This window comes from Gimesia aquarii, assembly GCF_007748195.1.
Lineage (GTDB): Bacteria > Planctomycetota > Planctomycetia > Planctomycetales > Planctomycetaceae > Gimesia > Gimesia aquarii.
On record NZ_CP037920.1, the window covers coordinates 4,016,345 to 4,034,170 of the forward strand.

The 17,826-nt window shown below is 39.1% G+C and carries 13 protein-coding genes, 1 tRNA gene and 1 pseudogene; 3 read left to right on the forward strand and 12 right to left on the reverse strand.

The genetic code is table 11. From position 1 onward, the window contains the following. Positions 1–32 precede the first annotated feature (32 nt). A complete protein-coding gene (locus V144x_RS15580; RefSeq protein WP_144986051.1) occupies positions 33–1,190 on the reverse strand; it encodes a sialidase family protein in 1,158 nt (385 codons plus the stop codon). 282 nt (positions 1,191–1,472) lie between these two features. Here V144x_RS15580 and V144x_RS15585 point away from each other — a divergent pair. Further along, positions 1,473–1,546, forward strand: a tRNA-Met gene (locus V144x_RS15585). A 263-nt stretch (positions 1,547–1,809) separates the two neighbouring features. Here V144x_RS15585 and V144x_RS29015 read toward each other — a convergent pair. The 11 genes and pseudogenes from V144x_RS29015 to V144x_RS15640 form a co-directional block, all read right to left on the reverse strand. Then, positions 1,810–2,898 (reverse strand): annotated as a pseudogene (locus tag V144x_RS29015) (tyrosine-type recombinase/integrase); the annotation flags it as partial. Between the two features lies 1 nt (position 2,899). Beyond that, positions 2,900–3,130 (reverse strand): helix-turn-helix transcriptional regulator, encoded by a 231-nt coding sequence (locus tag V144x_RS29020; RefSeq protein ID WP_390620816.1) that lies wholly within the window; start codon positions 3,128–3,130, stop codon positions 2,900–2,902. Positions 3,131–3,149: 19 nt separating this feature from the next. Next, positions 3,150–4,583, reverse strand: a complete 1,434-nt coding sequence (locus tag V144x_RS15600; RefSeq protein WP_144986053.1) for a replication initiation factor domain-containing protein — start codon at positions 4,581–4,583, stop codon at positions 3,150–3,152. Between the two features lie 70 nt (positions 4,584–4,653). Beyond that, positions 4,654–4,995, reverse strand: a complete 342-nt coding sequence (locus V144x_RS15605; protein ID WP_144986054.1) for a hypothetical protein — start codon at positions 4,993–4,995, stop codon at positions 4,654–4,656. Between the two features lie 379 nt (positions 4,996–5,374). Beyond that, positions 5,375–7,150 carry an ArnT family glycosyltransferase gene (locus V144x_RS15610; RefSeq protein ID WP_144986055.1) on the reverse strand — a complete coding sequence of 592 codons (1,776 nt, stop codon included), beginning with the start codon at positions 7,148–7,150 and terminating at the stop codon, positions 5,375–5,377. Between the two features lie 74 nt (positions 7,151–7,224). Further along, positions 7,225–8,373 carry an OpgC family protein gene (locus tag V144x_RS15615; RefSeq protein ID WP_144986056.1) on the reverse strand — a complete coding sequence of 383 codons (1,149 nt, stop codon included), beginning with the start codon at positions 8,371–8,373 and terminating at the stop codon, positions 7,225–7,227. Between the two features lie 85 nt (positions 8,374–8,458). Then, positions 8,459–10,660: a sulfatase gene (locus V144x_RS15620; protein ID WP_144986057.1), complete on the reverse strand. Its 2,202-nt coding sequence runs from the start codon at positions 10,658–10,660 to the stop codon at positions 8,459–8,461. A 116-nt stretch (positions 10,661–10,776) separates the two neighbouring features. Then, positions 10,777–11,811 carry a DUF1573 domain-containing protein gene (locus V144x_RS15625; RefSeq protein WP_144986058.1) on the reverse strand — a complete coding sequence of 345 codons (1,035 nt, stop codon included), beginning with the start codon at positions 11,809–11,811 and terminating at the stop codon, positions 10,777–10,779. 66 nt (positions 11,812–11,877) lie between these two features. Next, entirely contained in the window at positions 11,878–12,717 is an 840-nt protein-coding gene (locus V144x_RS15630; RefSeq protein WP_232102544.1) for an IS3 family transposase, read from the reverse strand. Between the two features lie 261 nt (positions 12,718–12,978). Then, positions 12,979–13,440, reverse strand: coding sequence for a hypothetical protein (locus V144x_RS15635; protein ID WP_144986059.1), 462 nt, complete (start codon positions 13,438–13,440; stop codon positions 12,979–12,981). A 52-nt stretch (positions 13,441–13,492) separates the two neighbouring features. Then, positions 13,493–14,647 (reverse strand): hypothetical protein, encoded by a 1,155-nt coding sequence (locus V144x_RS15640; protein WP_144986060.1) that lies wholly within the window; start codon positions 14,645–14,647, stop codon positions 13,493–13,495. 832 nt (positions 14,648–15,479) lie between these two features. Here V144x_RS15640 and V144x_RS15645 point away from each other — a divergent pair. Further along, complete coding sequence (locus V144x_RS15645; RefSeq protein WP_144986061.1) at positions 15,480–16,556, forward strand: PASTA domain-containing protein; 1,077 nt, start codon at positions 15,480–15,482, stop codon at positions 16,554–16,556. A 37-nt stretch (positions 16,557–16,593) separates the two neighbouring features. Further along, positions 16,594–17,709: a PASTA domain-containing protein gene (locus V144x_RS15650; protein ID WP_144986062.1), complete on the forward strand. Its 1,116-nt coding sequence runs from the start codon at positions 16,594–16,596 to the stop codon at positions 17,707–17,709. The last annotated feature ends 117 nt before the right edge of the window (positions 17,710–17,826 follow it).

Below are 17,826 nucleotides of genomic sequence, written 5' to 3' on the forward strand. Positions count from 1 at the left end.
TTGATTAAAAAATGAGCGAAATTACACGCTGATTAATCTGCGGTCTGGAATTGATCCAAGTCAAAGTCAACAAATTCAATTTTCTGATATCCGTCGCGTTCGTAAAGCAGCCCAATACTCCCGTCAGCTAATACCGCCAGACAGGAATAGGCGGCTGAACCAGACGTTACCAGTCGCGAGGAAGACCAGGATTTTCCTTCATCTTCACTTAAACGAATCGTCATTTTCTCGCGTTTTTTACTGGCAGGATTACTAAACAGGATTTGCCCTCGCTTTCCCGGCTCAGGAAAACGCACCCGTATCAGACTGGCCTGACATACCGGTTCAATTAATGCAGAGTCGAGTGATTCTTTGGACCATGTAGTACCACCATCTTCTGAAGTCGCAATTGCACGCCGATTCTTACCATGATAACTTCGCATATTCATCAGCAGACGACCATCGTCTAATTCAACAACAGCACATTCATTTGTTTTTTCACCAATTGGTTGGCTAAGCTCCCATGACTTGCCATGATCATCTGAATAAATCGCATGCGACCGGCGCACGACTTTGCCATCCAACGTCACATTATGATCGCAGGGAATCACGAGTCGACCTTTGTGTGCTCCACGCGTTAGTTGAATTCCATTACCGGGTCCAGTGGCATACCAGGTCCATTTCGGATTTTTCGTAGACTTGGTGATTTCAAAAGGTGCCTTCCAGGTCAACCCATCATCGTCTGAATAACTCATATAAACACGTCGCGTATCCCGCGAGGTTTTGTTTTTGATTTGTTTTTCGTGATCCTTACCATGATTCCAAGTCAAAGGCAGCCAGATACGCCCCGTTGATTGATCAACGACCGGGCAGGGGTTCCCACAAGTATTCTCGCCATCGTTCCAGAGAACAGACAAATCTGACCATGTTTTACCATGATCTGTACTTCGTTTGAGAACCAAATCAATATTTCCACTGTCACTTAAGTTGTTTTTCCGTCCTTCCGCAAATGCCAGCAAGGTTCCTTTGGTCGACACGATCAAAGCCGGAATGCGGAACGAGTGATAACCACTATCACCTCGCTGAAAGACAACGTTTTTGGTGATCGTTTTCAGAGCAGGGGACTTTGTTTCCTGCGCATTGACATGAGAGCGCTGAGCGCTCAGAAACAGGAGACTAAGTACAACAAAGAAGGAAAACCATTTTCGCATATTCGAGGTGCTCCACTAACTAGTCAAATGTGATCGATCATCAAAAACGAGTATAACGTCACGGGAAATGCGTCACAATCAACTAATTTCGGCTGCATTTCCCGTTGAATGCGCTGATTGACTTGCGGTCCGCAAAGAATTTGTTAAGCTGTCGATTCTTCATAGGTATTTTGCCGATAAAGTGAGATATCTAAGGAAGTTAGCACTGGAGAATAGCTTTTCTCTTCGTGCAACATTGATTAGAATAGGGACTACATTCAAGAGTCTGTCCCAACCCCATTTGGCGGTGTAGCTCAGTCGGTTAGAGCAGCGGAATCATAATCCGCGTGTCGGGGGTTCGAATCCCTCCACCGCTACTTGTGTCATAAGAAGACACATGCAGACAATAGACGCCTAAATCCTCAGCATTGATGGGTTTAGGCGTTTCTTCTTTTAAGACTTTCGGCTGAAACTCGGGGACAGCCAAAGACGACTCAGGACAAGAAAAGTCACTCGCTGGTACAAGCATAGGTACAAGCAAATCAGTCTCAGGGGCGTTTGCTTGGTCTTTATCAACCTCAATTTGATGGACGGCAGGCAACAAAGAAAGTGCTTCTGTAACCTGTTTATTTTCGAGGTGAGTGTAACGATCCATCGTCAGATTAATTGTCGAATGGCGGGCCAACTGTTGAGCCACCTTGGGATGCACACCAGCAGCTACCAGATTTGAAATAAATTGATGCCTAAGGGCATGAAAATCAAACACACGGCCGTCTGAGTCCTTATAGCTGATTTCTGCCTGTTCAAGATCTTTACGGATCATCTGAGCAGAACGTTCTACCCACGAACCCGGCCAGACAATCTGATCTGCTTGGTTTCGTCCTGTTTCATTCATCCAAGCAGAAAGAATATCAGCTAAATCTTTTCGGATCGGCTGAACTGCCTGATTTCGGTTCTTCGTGTAAGCAGCTTCAACAGTGATTGTCGGATGTTCTAATTTGAATTCAAATTGACAGGTTGTCAGGCTAGAAAGCTCTCTTGCCCGAAAACCGGTATGAGCCGCCGTCAGGTACAACATCTTTCGATCAGTACCTGTGAGCTTGCGAAAAGGTTTCCCCGTGTCAGCAGCCTGCAAGAGACTTTCAAAATCAGAGGTTGATAAATGTCGCCGCTTTCGTTTTGTATCAACCCTCGAATTTAGATTATTCAAATACTGAAAGGGATTTTCGGGATACCGCTTTGTTTTTACCAGCCAAGTTCCGAACTGTTTGAATGCTGACATATAATAATTGCATGTTTTGATAGAGAATGCTTTTTCGATCCGCTTTTCAGAAAGCCATGAATTGACATCTGACGAGGAAAGCTGATCTAACCTTTCAAACCCACATGCCCGGAATCCCCGAGCGATCCGATTAACTGTCTGTTCTATATGTTTTCTGGTATTGTTTCGTGTATCGAGGTCATTTTTAAATGCTTCTAAGTGCGTGTCGATTTTTTGCTTTCTTGCTTCTTCATACGGGTCGGTCAGTCCTACCTGTTGGCGTTCGTTTCGCTTTACCAACTCATTCAACATGACCTGAGCAGCAGCTTTATCAGTACACAATGGCACTTTTTTGATATCACCATTCATATCACGATATTTGCCATACCATTTCTTTGTTTTCTTTTTGACCGTAAGACCTGTTTTAGGGTCTTTACGCGAGTATGTGGGTTTAAACAGGCTTGCCATTCTACTTCCGTTCTATGTTGCTATCTTTAACTGATGGACAACTACTAATAATCCATTGATCGATGGTACTTAAAATCCATCTCGGAAGCCTCCGTCCCGATCCTAAATAAATCGGTTTTGGAATTTTTCCTGATGATAACCAACGTTGTAAAGTACGGATCGAAATCCCTAATTTACTTGCCAGCTGTCTTCGGTCAATCAATTTTACATTGTCGTTCATAAATATCTCCATATAAAACACACAAACTATCTCAGTCAGAACGCCTGACTGAATCCCATTCAACAATCTTTATTGGGTGATTCGACTCCAATTCCTTTCGTTTTAAATAGATATCTTTCTTCATCTGCTTCGAATAAGACCTAATAATATTCATAATCAATTGGTTCAATTCCTGATCACTGTTTGGAATATTTCCTCGCATAGCCAAAGAAGAAACAAGGCATCCAACCGCCTGCCTTTCTAACTGGATAGGATCTCGATTTGTTATCCGATCGATCGACCGTCTTTCAAGTTCCTTTCCAGTCCAGTCAGCAAACGCCTGTATGACTTGCTGCCACAATACCGAAGGGCCAAAACGCTCTGTATGCCTGGGATCAGGTTCTCTTTCAGTGATGCGAAACCAATCGTTTGTGAGATATTTACAAAGATTCGATTTACGTAACAGAAAATCTTCATATGTATTGATGCTATGTTGTTTTTTTAAATGTTGTCGACGGAGTTGAAATTCAACTCGTGTAGCCCCGAGAAGTGGATTAGGATCTTTTCCCCAGCGAAGTGCTTTTAGAAGGTCGTACTTTTCTGGATTTGCTTTACATTCTTGGTATTTGTCGTAAATTCTCAGAAGAGTTTTCGCACTCTTTTTACCAATGTAGATTGTCTGAATATCTCGGGTTTTAAAATTGAAGTCAGAATAAGAAGTTCTTGATACATAACACCATTTTTGAATCGGTTCGTAAAATTGACTTGTTGGTACATCGACTAAATCAATACACAAATCAATTCGAGAAGGGCAGACCTTCAAAAACGAAAACCCAATAGCCTCAAAGACTGTTCGAATCAATCCAAATATTTTACTCTCTCCCAAAGCCATTAAAGGATTTGAAGAAATATCAACAAACACATCTGGTATATTCTGAATCGATTTAGAATTCTCAGAGAGTTTAGAATCTCTAATTGCAAAGATAATTCCCTGATATGAAAATTTCCATTTAGCGTAAGAAGCTGCTTTTCCCTTACCGCTGGGGGAAACCAATACCAGAATTTCTGGGGCTACTCCAAGTAGAGAACCTAATGAGTCATTCTCTTGGGCACACTTTTGACATTCAGTAAGCGAAGATATCAAAACATCCCATTTTGATTCATCGAACCGACCATAGTACGATAAGGAGAGATAATCCAGCCCACCAGTAGTGAGAGTGTCAATTGAAGACAAGGGGAGACATTGGAGATTTAAGGGGTCCGTGTTACAGGATTCGGACCCCGCGTTATTTTGGTATTCCTGAGGATCAGTCAATTGATCTGACCGCTCAGCCTGGGCCGCGGCGTCGGCTCCCGCCGCTCCTTGCGGCCCTGTCTTCGCGGCCTGCTCAAACAGTCGATCTATGTTCTTTCCAAAATTCGCACTTGTTTCATGATCGCTCTCGCTTTGATCTTCAAAACCTGTGCGGGTATTACTATCATCCATGATAATTCCTAGATAGTGGGAAGTGCCTCAGTTGTAAGAGTTTGCAGACGACTACAACTGGGGCTGTTTACTAATCTTTCTCATAAAACTCTTTTGTAATGCGATCCCTGGTTGCTTTTAAGATGAGACCGGGTGAATGCTCCTCATTCTTTCTTTTGTTATGCCGCTTACGAGGCACATTTGCGAATTCAGTGCCATATTCGTCTATCTCTATAAATCCAAATGCCATCAATGATTGAATCATCCGTAAATGTTCATTGATCAGCCTAGCTCGAGAGGTACAATTTTCCTCTGCGACTGAATCAATCCATTCCAAATAACTTTTCGGTAATGGAATAAGAACCTTCTTCATCTCTGATTGATATTCTGGCGGCCTTCCTTCTGGGTTGTTTGATCTACTTTTCTTTTTCATACCCTTTGCCTAACCTTAATTCGAAGAATCGAACTTAGTTTTAGATATGTATATCAATATCTCGAAATAAATAAAAGAGGAACTTTAGTTTTTTTCTTTCCTCAGAATCGGCACCAACAACAGTAGATTTTTCCTACTGTCGCTCCGCATTCATCATCGAAGCTCAGCATAGGGTGAAGTTCCGATGATGAAAGCTCCGACGACAGCAGGAAAAAGTAGAACACATAGAACAAAAAGTGGCTTTTGCCAAGTCTGATTCAGTATTAAAGTTATGTACTAGTAATCAGAGATTCGTACAGATTTTTGTTATCAAGGATTTCTAATAACATTATTCGATTACTTATCGCTATAATGTGTTTTACTGCTCGAAGAATTCGATTCACATTTTTAAACTTTTTTCTTTAACATGATAAATATAAATTGAATAGCCCGCTCTCGCTACTGGCGAATATTTTTGGAGATAAGTAAACCCATTTTTGGGCTGTTTCCATCCATACCCTTTTAAATAATTTACGCTGATTGCATACCAACCTGGCGGGGGAACAAAGTTCGGATCTCCAGTGGTGTTTATTGGTGGCAGTGGATAGTCTACTCCCAGAGCTTTTATATCTTCTTGACCGTAGTAATTGAGCGTACCGTAATAACAAACATGCATTGGCTTCGCCTCAGGATGTTCTTCGATCCACTCCTTAAGTAGTTTTAAGTCTTGTCCCCAGTCAATATTACTATGAATAAGGTGCTCATGTCCTTTTAAAGGTCCCCTTACAAGCTCATTGAAGTAGGATAGACTGTGTGGGTAACAGTACAAGCTACTAGTAATTGCCCAAACAAAACTAATAAAAAAAATACAACTCGTTTTTGGTTTTGCTTTAGAAATCCATAGCACACATTGTCCCATCCAAATAAATACGAATGGAAAGATTAATAAGACATATCGTAAGTGGTGAGAAAACTCCGTTTGAGAGCTAACCAGGACCAGAATCGTAAAAACAGGAAGCCCTAAAACGAACAAATTCTGTAGCGATATTTTTCCAGCCCAGCAGGCGATTGCATGAATTGATGCTAAGATGAATATAATCCAATATCCAATGGGCACTTTAATTGCCAGCGCATAAAGATAATAATACCACCATCCGTGATCTCTGAATTCACCCCTGAGATATGATTCACGACCAAAATGCTCAAAGTCTTTTTTCTGAACATCTAAGCCAATTAAGTAATTTTTAGGAACGGGGACTGGCATTTCACCCAACCATGTGTTCTTGAATCGATTTGATGACTTTCGAAGTGGTAAAACGCTTTGGTTCTCGTCCGCATAATCTTGACCACTCAAACTTTCACTTACAAATTGATATTCTTTCAGTTTGATACATGTTCCTTCAAAACCATACCCTACATTAAGAACATAAATTCCTATCCCAAGAATTGTTGCGAGTTGAATTATTTGGCTTTTCCATGTTCCCTTTTCCAAAGACTCTCCTTCAATGAACTGCCACACTAGCCACAAGAGCGGCCATAGACCAAACAGAATAATCCAGGTTGTCTTTGAGAGTAAGGCAAGCCCCATTGCAAAACCTGAGAAAAGAGTAGTCAGCCAAGAGCGTCCATTTAACCATTTCCAAAAAAAGTAGCTGGATACAATCCCCATAGCAGAGGCACAACAATCAGGGGTAATAAATTGGGCATGTGCTAATATATTCGGAGAAAAGCACCAAAGTGATAGTGACAGTAAACCAGCACGCGTTCCATATAACTCCTTTGCCCAACGATAACAGAAAAAGCCACCCAAAAGAGAAAAAGGAATACACACCCATCTTGCGACGGTAAAAATCCAATACGAGTTTTCGCCATTTGCAATAACAAAATCACTGCCGATTCGAAAGACAGGACGAACACCTGGTCTTTCATCAAAATGCTCCCAGTTCGTTTCTATATTCATAAAAAAGGTCGGGATAAAAGCAGCAACCATTCTCACGAGAGGAGGATTGACTCGATAGAGCTCAAATCTTTGATATTTCCAATGACTGATTCCCGCCACTAAATGTCCCGGCTCATTCAAATTGGGGCTGTGCCGATTCGCGCTATAAGCTATTAAAACAGTATGAATTAATAGCAAACTAATGATTAACAGGCTATTTAGTGATGTTTGTTTCATTAAAATGTTTAGTTTTCGATATCGCGATAAATTAAGCCATTTACAACTGGCTAGGGGGTATCAGAAGAGAACGATCAATTCTTTAGTTTATAATACTGGTGAACTGCTAGTGCTACAGAAATGGAGATTCCACATCCTATAAAATGGAACGGTAAAATCCATTTAGGACCTAGTGACAATTCGTTAAACAACACAACGTTTAAATACAGTAAAACAAGCCCCAAGCAATAAACAATTAGTGGATGCTGTCCGCAGACAACCAAAGGAAATGCCAACTTAGACTTCCAGAACGGTTGCATGGATGATGTAATTGAACTCACATAATATGCGAGTGCTAAAAAATTAATCAGTCGAAAGAGGCCAAGCGTTTGTTTCAATTGCATAGATGCTAATAAATGAAACCACGGAGACTTGACTATCCCGTTGCTCGAAAATAACCGTGGTTCAATAAAATCAATGTAGAACGCGCACAAAACGATCAAAAGCGCAAAATACTTCAAGAATGCGTTGTATATAAGAACGGACTTCTTATCGTAGTTTTTCGAACCAATAACGAGCCCAATAAAGAACAGAAGTTGCCAGGACAAAGGATTGAAATAGAATCGTCCGAATTGGCTGTAGGCCATTGGGATGGTGGACCAGTCAAAAAATTGACTGAGTGAATAAATTCCAAAAGACACTAAACACGCCAATGCGACACTTCTCTTAAATAGCCAGAAAAGTGCCGGGCTTAAAAACAAGAAGAGGAGAATATAAAAACGTAGAATTTCGAATCCATAGGGCGTATAGAAGAGATTCAATAAATAAGCTGTCGATTTGACAGGAGCTTCTAGGAGCGGAAACAAAAAGAGATGTTTTGAAATTTGAACATTTTCAATCGCGAACGGAATACTAATTGCCAAACAACAACCAAGAGTAAGAAGAGTAGCGAGGTAAAGTCCAAAACCACGATGCAAAGACTTTTTAAAACATCCCAGAGAGCCATATTGTCGATACACACGACTGTAAACAATGCCATATAAGTATCCCGACAAAAACACGAAAACTTCAGCGGCATCACAATAGCCAAAACCTTTTAATGTGAAACTGCTCAGTAGCGAAACCCCCAACATGTTTTCTACATGATCAATTAAGATCATAAGCAATGCAAGCCCTCGAAAAAAATCGATTCGCAGGTCTCGTTGCACAGGTTGTTTCAAAGGGGATGTGTCAGTAGATTCCATTAATGTTCATTGTCATATTCGATCAATCACGTATGTATGGAGAGATTTTTGCTTTTACCGCTTGCCAAGAGGTAATAAACTACTCTTACAATTCACTAGCACGTTTTCTCAAAACCGCCAAATCTTCTTTCCGAATGCGCGGTGGTTTTGGTGCATAAAACCAATTATAGTAACGCGTTGAATTATAATATGTAAGTTGATTTTTCCGCCATTCTGAGCAAAGTCTGTGTAGTATTTCCGCCACCTGATTTTCTTCTTCTATCAGGTTAGAATGAGGTTCAAGATCTGTTGGTAGCAAGAATATTTTGTGTTTCTCAGTTCGATGATTAATTACATACTTCCAACCAATGCCAGTAACAATTGCGTCAGTATTAACAATGGGGTTACAAGCATGAACGAAAATAACCCTTTCATCATTCGCAGGTCTTTCTTTTGAGAATATATCGATTCCTTGAAAGGCAGGATGTGTTGGAATGCCAAGAAAGGCAGTAATAGTGGGAACTATATCAACTGCATGTACGAGATACTTATCGATTTTTGGAGCATTAATAGTAGGAGAGTTTATAACTAATCCAACTTTTAACACAGTCTCAAATGGGAAAGTTGCATGACCCGCGAACCCGTTTTCATAAAAAGCTTCTCCATGGTCCCCAGTAATCACAATAATAGTTTCGTCACTGATCTCATTTTTTTGTAGAGAGTCGAGAAGTCGCCCAATTTGTAAGTCTACATAGTTTAATGCATTAAAATAAGCATTTTTAACTACAGGCCTTTCTTCAAGAGAATAATCATAGAGCGTTGTTTTAGAGTCAAGTTTACATGGATGAAAAGGCCCAGCTTGGTCATCGGGACGTTCATATGGAAAATGTGATGTTTGAAGATTGAGAGACATAAAAAAAGGTATTTGTTGTTGGTGTTGTCTTTCCATCCAATCAATAGCGTGGTCAATAGTAATTGCATCATCTAATTTTCCAGCAATCATACCTGTTTCTGATTGCCAATGGGAGAAATAACCCTTTTCAGAAATTGTTTGTCCTTTATATGTTCTTGAGTCAAAGAAGATATCTAAACAAGGACTCTCATAGAATAGATGCATATTACTCCACGCTTCATTTTGTGAAGAGAACATGGCAGTAGCATAATCATATTCCTTGAGTAAGTCATAAATCATCACCTTCGGCCAAGGATCTTCTTTGCCGTAGAAATGAGTACGCGTGCTACGCAATGGATAAAGTGATGATAAGATTGCGGGATCAGAATAATCAGAGTGGGTGCTACTGGCATAACAATTAGGGAAGAAATGTCCATTTCTAGCCAATTTTTCCACATGAGGCATTACCAGTTTCCCCTGGTGTTCCATCAAAATTGTATCACTACGAAGTGATTCAATCGTAATCAGAATGATATTCTTTTTTTTATCTGGGGAGATAGCAGGGAAAAATCCAGGTTTTATGCTCCCCAAAGGAGACATGTATTTTAAAGGTATTTCATCAGTTAATACATTAGCAGTACCATTGAAAACACTGCAGGCTAGTGTAACTGTCGGGTTGGTATGATATCGCAACTCAAAAGTAGAAGATGCCCATGGATTTTTTAACGCTTCGATTCGATCTTGTGGTTCAAGTAATTGATAGTGCTTGCTGGAAAGAAAATCAGATAAGAAAAACACAGTGTTTATACATACAAGAAAGATGATAATTTGTGGAATAAATAAGTCTTTCCCACATCTGCGTAACAGCCTTGGTTGTCTCAAACACCAAGAAAAAACCAGCGAACAGACAAAAGAAATCAGAAGTATTCCAATGAGAGTCATCACCCAGATTGATCTTTCAGCTTGCCAAAAGTATTTACTAAGCATATTTACATTGAGCGCTGCAAAATAAATCGCATCGAGGTCTGGAAAAATACCCAGTCTGGCGAAAAATACCCAACTCCAAATGTATAAATTCACAAAAATAACAAGTGGAATGAGAGACACAATAAAGATTATTCGCTCATAAGCATTCAAAGAGACACGATTGATTACTCTGATGACTAGTTTAAAGTACGAATAGCCGATCCAGATAATAAGTGTCCATGCGAGAAAAGAAATTCCAACTAATCCTAATTGTGCCCCTACGGTTAACCCACCATTAATCCAGATACTGGTATGATTAATGAAATGTAGTATCTGTTCAATCAGAAATAGTAAAAATACCAAACCCGTAAGTACTGTGTTTGGAAAAAGCCAACTCACAATCTCAACGGTTGCAAAAGTATAATTTTTAATCTCTGACCGTTTTTCCAAAGTACTAGTCGCTTGATAGTTTTCCAAGGGGGGATAAAAAATGTTATATGTGATTTGTACTTTAACTTTGACTATTGGACTGAACAAAGATTAATTTCTATGTAATTTTCTTCTCATCAATTTTCTGGTGGTATAACAACAATTATTGGCACATCAAGAGTCAGAGGCTTTTTATTTCCGGAACGGGCTATTGCAGAAAGATGATACCGATGAATGCCCTTTGATAAATTTTGGGGGTCGACAGCTACATCTACAAGAAAATTATTGTCTTTTACCTTCTGAGTATCCAGTGAAATGTTACTTGTTTCATTAACCGAAATATTCTCTATTAGGTAACCGTCTTGAGTAGTAAGATCCAACCGAGTAACTTCTTTGTCGCCCTGCTGAATATCTCTAAAAGAGACGAAGATACTTGGCGGGTTTGAATAGATGATTGATTTTGACTCTACAACTAAATCGATTTTTTCTTTGGGTTTCTTCTCATCATTAGTATGAATGAATACCGAGTACCGTTGGGAAATTGGCTCAGCAGGAAACTTGCAAATAAAGCTAATAGAGAGTTCTTCAGAATCATCAGATGCTAAGTGTCTAGATTGCAGTTTGGTTGTGATAAAATCTGGAAGACCTGTAATTGAGGTAACTCTCAGACGATGCTCACTTGAATGCGATTTTACAATACAAGCATCTTCACTAACAGTTCCGGGCGCTCCTGTTAAGCTAAAGGCCTTAGGTGTAATAGTCCAACGTTTAACAAATTTAAACGTGAGTTTACATGAAATGGGAGGAATTGTCTGAGGTTCTAGAAATGGAATTGATAAAGTAATTAATTGGTCACGCACACTCTGTGATGGGTGTATTAAAAGCTTAATATGTGTTACTTTTCCTGGCATTACTCGATCATCTAGCACAAAAGCTTTTGTGCACTGGCACGATGTTTTAATTTGTTTGGATAATAGTATGGGACTACTTCCGGTGTTTTTTAAAGTTAAAAACCATTCAAAGGGATTGGAACTATACACTGGGCCGATAGACTGACTTGGACCGCCTATAATCTGACACGAAAAATTATCCTTGGATGAGGAACAACTAAGAGAAAAGATAAATAGTACCAAAAAATATTTTTGATAAGTACTGGGGATATCAACAAGCATTATGAAACTTCTCTATACAGGATTGACCTGCATTAAAAACTTGTACCAGCCCTTATGAAGGTTGGTTTAGGTAATTTCGCTGTGCAGTTTGCAATCGGGCTGCGCCCTGACTACAACTGCACAGCGACTCGCAAACTCTGCTGGGGCAACGTACCCCAACGAACTGTGTGGTCGAATCTGATTGTAATCATCTCTGAATTGATTCGTCAGTTTCCTGGCTGACGACAAACACTCGAATTCTTCCATCGCCAGGAATTCATCCCGGAAACGACTATTGAAACTTTCTATGTAACCATTTTGCCAGGGGGAACCTGGTTCCATATACAACGCTTCGATTTTCAACTGTTGCAACCAACGCTGAATTGCCTTCGACACAAACTCGGGGCCATTGTCGCTCCGAATGCACTTCGGAACGCCACGCATCGCAAACAATTCGGCCAATGTATCAATGGCATCTTCACTCTTAATACTCCGGTCCATCTTCAATGCCAGACACTCACGAGTGTACTCATCGATGATTAACAAACACTTCAAAGGACTGCCGTTTGTTGTGCGATCAAATATGAAATCCCAACACCAAACATGATCCTTGTATTCAGAGTGACGATAGAGGCAACCATTCACACTGGTTCCCGAACGTTTCCGTTTTCTCTTCTTTTGAGGCACTTTTAACCCTTCTCGACGCCATAGACGAAATATCCGTGTATCACTGACCTGCCAGCCTTTCTGGCGAAGTAAACAGCCAATACGAGGATAACCGAACCGAGGGCGTCGTTTTGCCTCTTCTGACTTCATGCCGCCATATTGATTTCGCCAGCGTTCGAAAGTCGATTCGCTGAATTCCAGAGCCTGAAGCACGGCGGCCATATTCTGTCCTGCATTGAGCGTGGCATCTGCATCTCGCATTTTTCGAACTATTTGTTCGGGGGTATGTTATTTACGTTTTTTCGTTGTCATTCTGAATCTCCTTGAACCCACTATGAGGACTGGTATTCTTCATAACAACTGGTACGTTTTTTTAACAGCAGACCACTATGCAAAAGCTTTAATTATCTATTCCTCGGACTCGATCACTACGCGCTCGCTATAATTAATCAGGAACTTATAAAAACACTTCTAAAACAAAGTAATTTTTTGTAGATTAAAAATATCGCATTTTCTAACTACCTATGGATTAGGATCTAAACCACATTTTGTTACTCCAGGTTCTGGAACTAATTCATCCTCCATATAGTTACAAGTACATCCTCCATTTGGATCTATGTCACATCCAGGAGACCAGTAGTTCATAATCATTAACGTACCAACATGAGTTATACAAATTCCTATGGTGGCCGAAGGGTCATCAACGCAGCTAGCATTAACAGGTTTAGCTTTTGTGTCGGGGCAACCTGGAAAATTTTGAGGATCATTAACAATGCATTGACCTGGATCATTGGGATCATCACTACAGTTTATCGTATTTTGACCACCTTCTTCGTAATCTGCATTAATACATTTTTCAGCAGGCGGAGGGTAATCACCACCACCACCAATTGCTCCTAAATAGGAGGGAGTAAAAGCTATAAAGAGATCAAAAATGACTACTAAATTAATCAGCATACATTGAGGGGTAGTAATAAATTTCATAGTCCAAACTTTCATTTGAAATAAAATTAAAACTAAATAAACAAACCTTTTTTTATTTTGAATTCGACTTTTTTCTACGGATGACCATGGCAATAATTAAGACAAAAAAAGTGACGTTAATTCCTATAACTATAGCCCACTTAATACTAGAATTTCTGTCATCATCTCCTAACAATTGTTCGTGTCGATGAGTGAAATCAGGAATGTCTTTTGAAAAGCTTAAAACATCTGTTTCACTTTCTTGGGTCTTTTCTTGGCCAATGACCGTATTACTTTTCGATACATTACTAATACTTGTCCCCTTAGGAACAAGAACTTGAAAGGAATTCTCAGAGAACGTTTCATTAAGTTTAAGTTTACTGAGAATTAAGATTAAACAAGATCGAACCCTAGAGTCCTCAGTAAAATAATATTTGACAATCATAGAAGGGACGCTAATACCTGTAGTAGTCATTTGAGGCTCGAACTGCAAAACTTCGTTCAATGGAGAACCAGAGCCATTAAGAGTAGTCAACCTATGCACAAACCCATTATTACTATTGAACTCTAAATTATATTTCTTGCTTAAAAGTTGGTTGAGTTCAGTTTCTGTTTCTAGTAATTGAAGATCTTTTTCATTTTTCAGCATTACTAAGTTTGGTATGAGTCGAAGATCTTTGATAGAAAAATATTTAACCGCGGAACTCTGTTTTGTTACGCGTGCAGATTGATTCGCTTCAACATACCTTATATTTGCGTTTTTTGATTTAAATCTAGTATATTTAGATGTTATGTTATTTTTCTTGTCTACATCAAACGATGCTTCGTTAAGTAGCTTTTCACCATCATCAGTTACTTCATACCTCACCCAGTTACCCTTCCATTCTCGTTTTGCAGAGACTTTCGAGTTAACCAAATCATTGGTTGCAAGTTTTAAATCTTCCAATGTGTATTTCAATTTAACTAATGGTAATAGCCTCGTTGTTATAATTTCTGTGATTTCAAATTTGGTAGGAGCCTCTTTAAAATTTTTTGTGCGAAAAATAAACCGGTCTAAAGTAAAATTAGCAGTCTTGATTTCAGACTCCATGGATTCCCATTGTCGAAAGATTTTTTCTATTTCAGCTGAATGGATTGGATGTGATTTAGATTGATCTGCAGAGGTGCTCTGTATTAACAGAAAAAAACTGACAAGTCCAACTCCCCCAAAACGCGATATGTAAAACATAGAATTCTCCAGGGAATAATTTGCATTTTTACGCTGAACTTGACCAATGAATATCTATTTTATTTTTTTTAGGTTATTTGTCAAGCAAGTCAAACCTACCTTAAAACCTGTAGCTACTCTTTTAATGGCATAATGGCAGGTTTTAGGTGATTTCGTAGTGCGCGCAGCACGATTAAAAATTGCACAACCTTCGCAGACTTTGCTGGGGTGACATATCCAAACCAACTATGAGGATGTTATTCGTTATAATCCACTTTTCAAGTCGCTCTCAACCGCCGGACTGTTGAGAGAACTTTGAACTCTTCTACTTCCAGAAACTGGCCTCGGAGAATCGGTTGTTGAAACTTTCAACATACCCGTTATCCCACAGAGCATCTACTCGATATATAACGGCTTGATCTCGAATTGGCACAACCAGCGTTGAACGGTTTTTGGAATGAACTGAGGACATAGCTCCGAATGCCTTTTGGCACACCATTCAGGGAAAACAGTTTTACTAACGTACCGGTTCCGTACTCGCTGTGAATACTTCGATCCATCTTCAAGGATAAACACTACCAAGTGAATCTATCAACAATACAAAAAACTTCAGCGAACTACTTAATGAGGCTCAATCAAACAAATCCCAACACAAAATATAATCGTTCCATTCTAATCGAATCAGGTAGCCAACATACTGAAAATCGCCTACACTACGCAGCTTTCTCTACTTTTGAGGTATGAAGTCTCTCAATAGTAGTTTATACTCTTTTTTTGAGCACCTACTATCCTTAAGAAACTTTAATCATATACGCATAGGGCATAAGACCATTTAAATGTGATTGAGTCAGTTATGAATAATAAATTGTTTCTATTTTTGGGAATTATAGCCATTGTCTGTTTTGGCTTGCTATTTCCACCTACCTCACAATGTAATGCTCAAAAGCGAGCTCCTGCTCTACCAAAAATACATCCAGATTTAGAGCAGATCTTACTAAACTGGCAAAATAAAACCGTTCCCATCAAGGCCTTTCGTGGCTTTTATTCTCGTTCTTTGATTGATAATGTTTTACGAATTGAAAAAATTTCTGAAGGAAAGTTTTACTATGAAAAACCGAATATAACTCGCATAGATACCAATGGACCAATAATAGCCAATGGAGTTGTAAATCAAATTGGGCCAGGAACTATCGAAAAGCCTTTTAAAGTTATTGGAAGTGGTAGAGCAAAATGGATATCCGTTGGACGGAAAGTTACTAAAATTGATGACAAGGAAAGAACTTTTGAAAAATTTCCAATCGATCCGCGCCCTATAGCAAATGATATTAACATGATGGAAGGACCAGTCCCATTTTTTTTCGGTATGCCAGTAGCAGGAGCTAAGAATTTATTCGATTTCAAACTCATCGAAAATTCGTCAAATCAAATTATCTTATTTCTAACACCACTCGATAGAATAGCCTTAGACTCTAACTTCTACTTAGCAAAAGTTGTACTTAATCCAAAAACATATTTACCAGAGGGAGTACAATTTCACTTTCCAAGAAGAAGGCAAGATGTGCTTTACACTTTTAACAATGTGAAAGTACGAAAAGCTGACGTAGAGAGAGACCGTTGGCTTAAAGGATTCTTTGGTGATAATGATTCCGCTTTCTACCCTGATCTAACAAAGCATAGACAGGTAGAGGTAGAATTCCTTCCCATAGGTGCAAACGTTGTCCCCTCGGTTACTGGCCTAACCGCTCATAATGCAATAATTGTTCTAAGACGATCTGGTTTTAAAGCTCAACTCTTTGCAGGGCGATATGCAAATGATGGTGAGAGTCCCCATAAAGTCCTCCGACAGGAGCCGATGGCTCTAACTTCTGCAAAAGAAGGAACTACCGTAAAACTTTTTATTATAAGCCGTCGAAAATCTGCTTCAAAATAACGAAGAAGTTTCTGCCCATAAATCAAGGATGATTGAAATGGTTATGAATAACAAATGGTTTCTTCACTTAAAATCACCCATTCTCTTCTGTCTTATATTACTCCTTGTGGCCGCCCCGCATAGTAATGCACAACTACAAATACTTGTTCCCCAAAAAACACATCCAGATTTAGAAGAGGTTTTATTAAACTGGCAAAATAAGGCTGCTTCTTATAAAGCAATTCGTGGTTCTTTTAAGCGATCTTTATTTGATAGAGTTTTAAGCATCGAAAAGCGTTCCGAAGGCAAGTTTTACTTTGAAAAACAGGCTGTAAGCCGTTTTGATACTTATGAGCCAATATTTGTTCAAAGTGATAAAAGCTATAATAAATTCGAAACTAAAGGTCTGCCATATAAAGTTATTAGCAGTGGTGCGAAAAAATGGATAAATAATAGTCAGGAAAGTATTTTAGTTAATGATAAGAAATTGACTTTTGAAATTGTTCCTATCGACTTAATTCAAAAAAAATCGCATGATAATATTATGGAAATCCCACCCTCGTTTTTTTTTGAAATGACAGTAGTGAGAGCTAAGGAATTGTTCGAAATCAAGCTCATTGAAAATTCTAAAAACCACATTATTTTAGTACTCAAACCATTTGATATAAACGGCCGGAACATCAACAGCTGCTTAATAAAAGTTGTACTAAATCATAAAACATATTTACCAAAAGAAGTTCAAATTAGTTTCCCACGAAGACTACAATTTGTTTATTACACTTTTGAAGAGGTAGAAACACAGAAAACTAATGTTGATAGAAACCTTTGGCTTAAAGGATTCTTTGATGATAATTGTTCTTTTTATCCTGACCTGGCTCAATACAAACAAAAAGAAAGAGTAAGGCAACCTATTGGTATGAAATTAGTTCCATCTATTACAGGTCTTCATGCTTCAAAAGCAGAATTTATTCTAAAACGATCAGGTTTTAAGACTCGATTCGTAGCAGGTCCCTACGCTGAAGTTGGTGAGAAAATATTTGAGGTTTGCGGACAAGATCCAGCAGCAGAAACTTTTGCAAAAGAAGGGAGTACTGTAAAAGTTTTTGTATTAAGCCGTCGAAAATCCGCTTCAAACAAAACTAAAGATTTGCATTCTCCGTCATTTATACGATGAGTATTTGCGTTTGGACAAAATTTATAAGATAACCTTACATAGCTCCCCCCCATTTTCTCTCACTTGCTCATCAGGAAGCTTTGACATGTATGACAAAGCATAAGGTTAGACCACGTG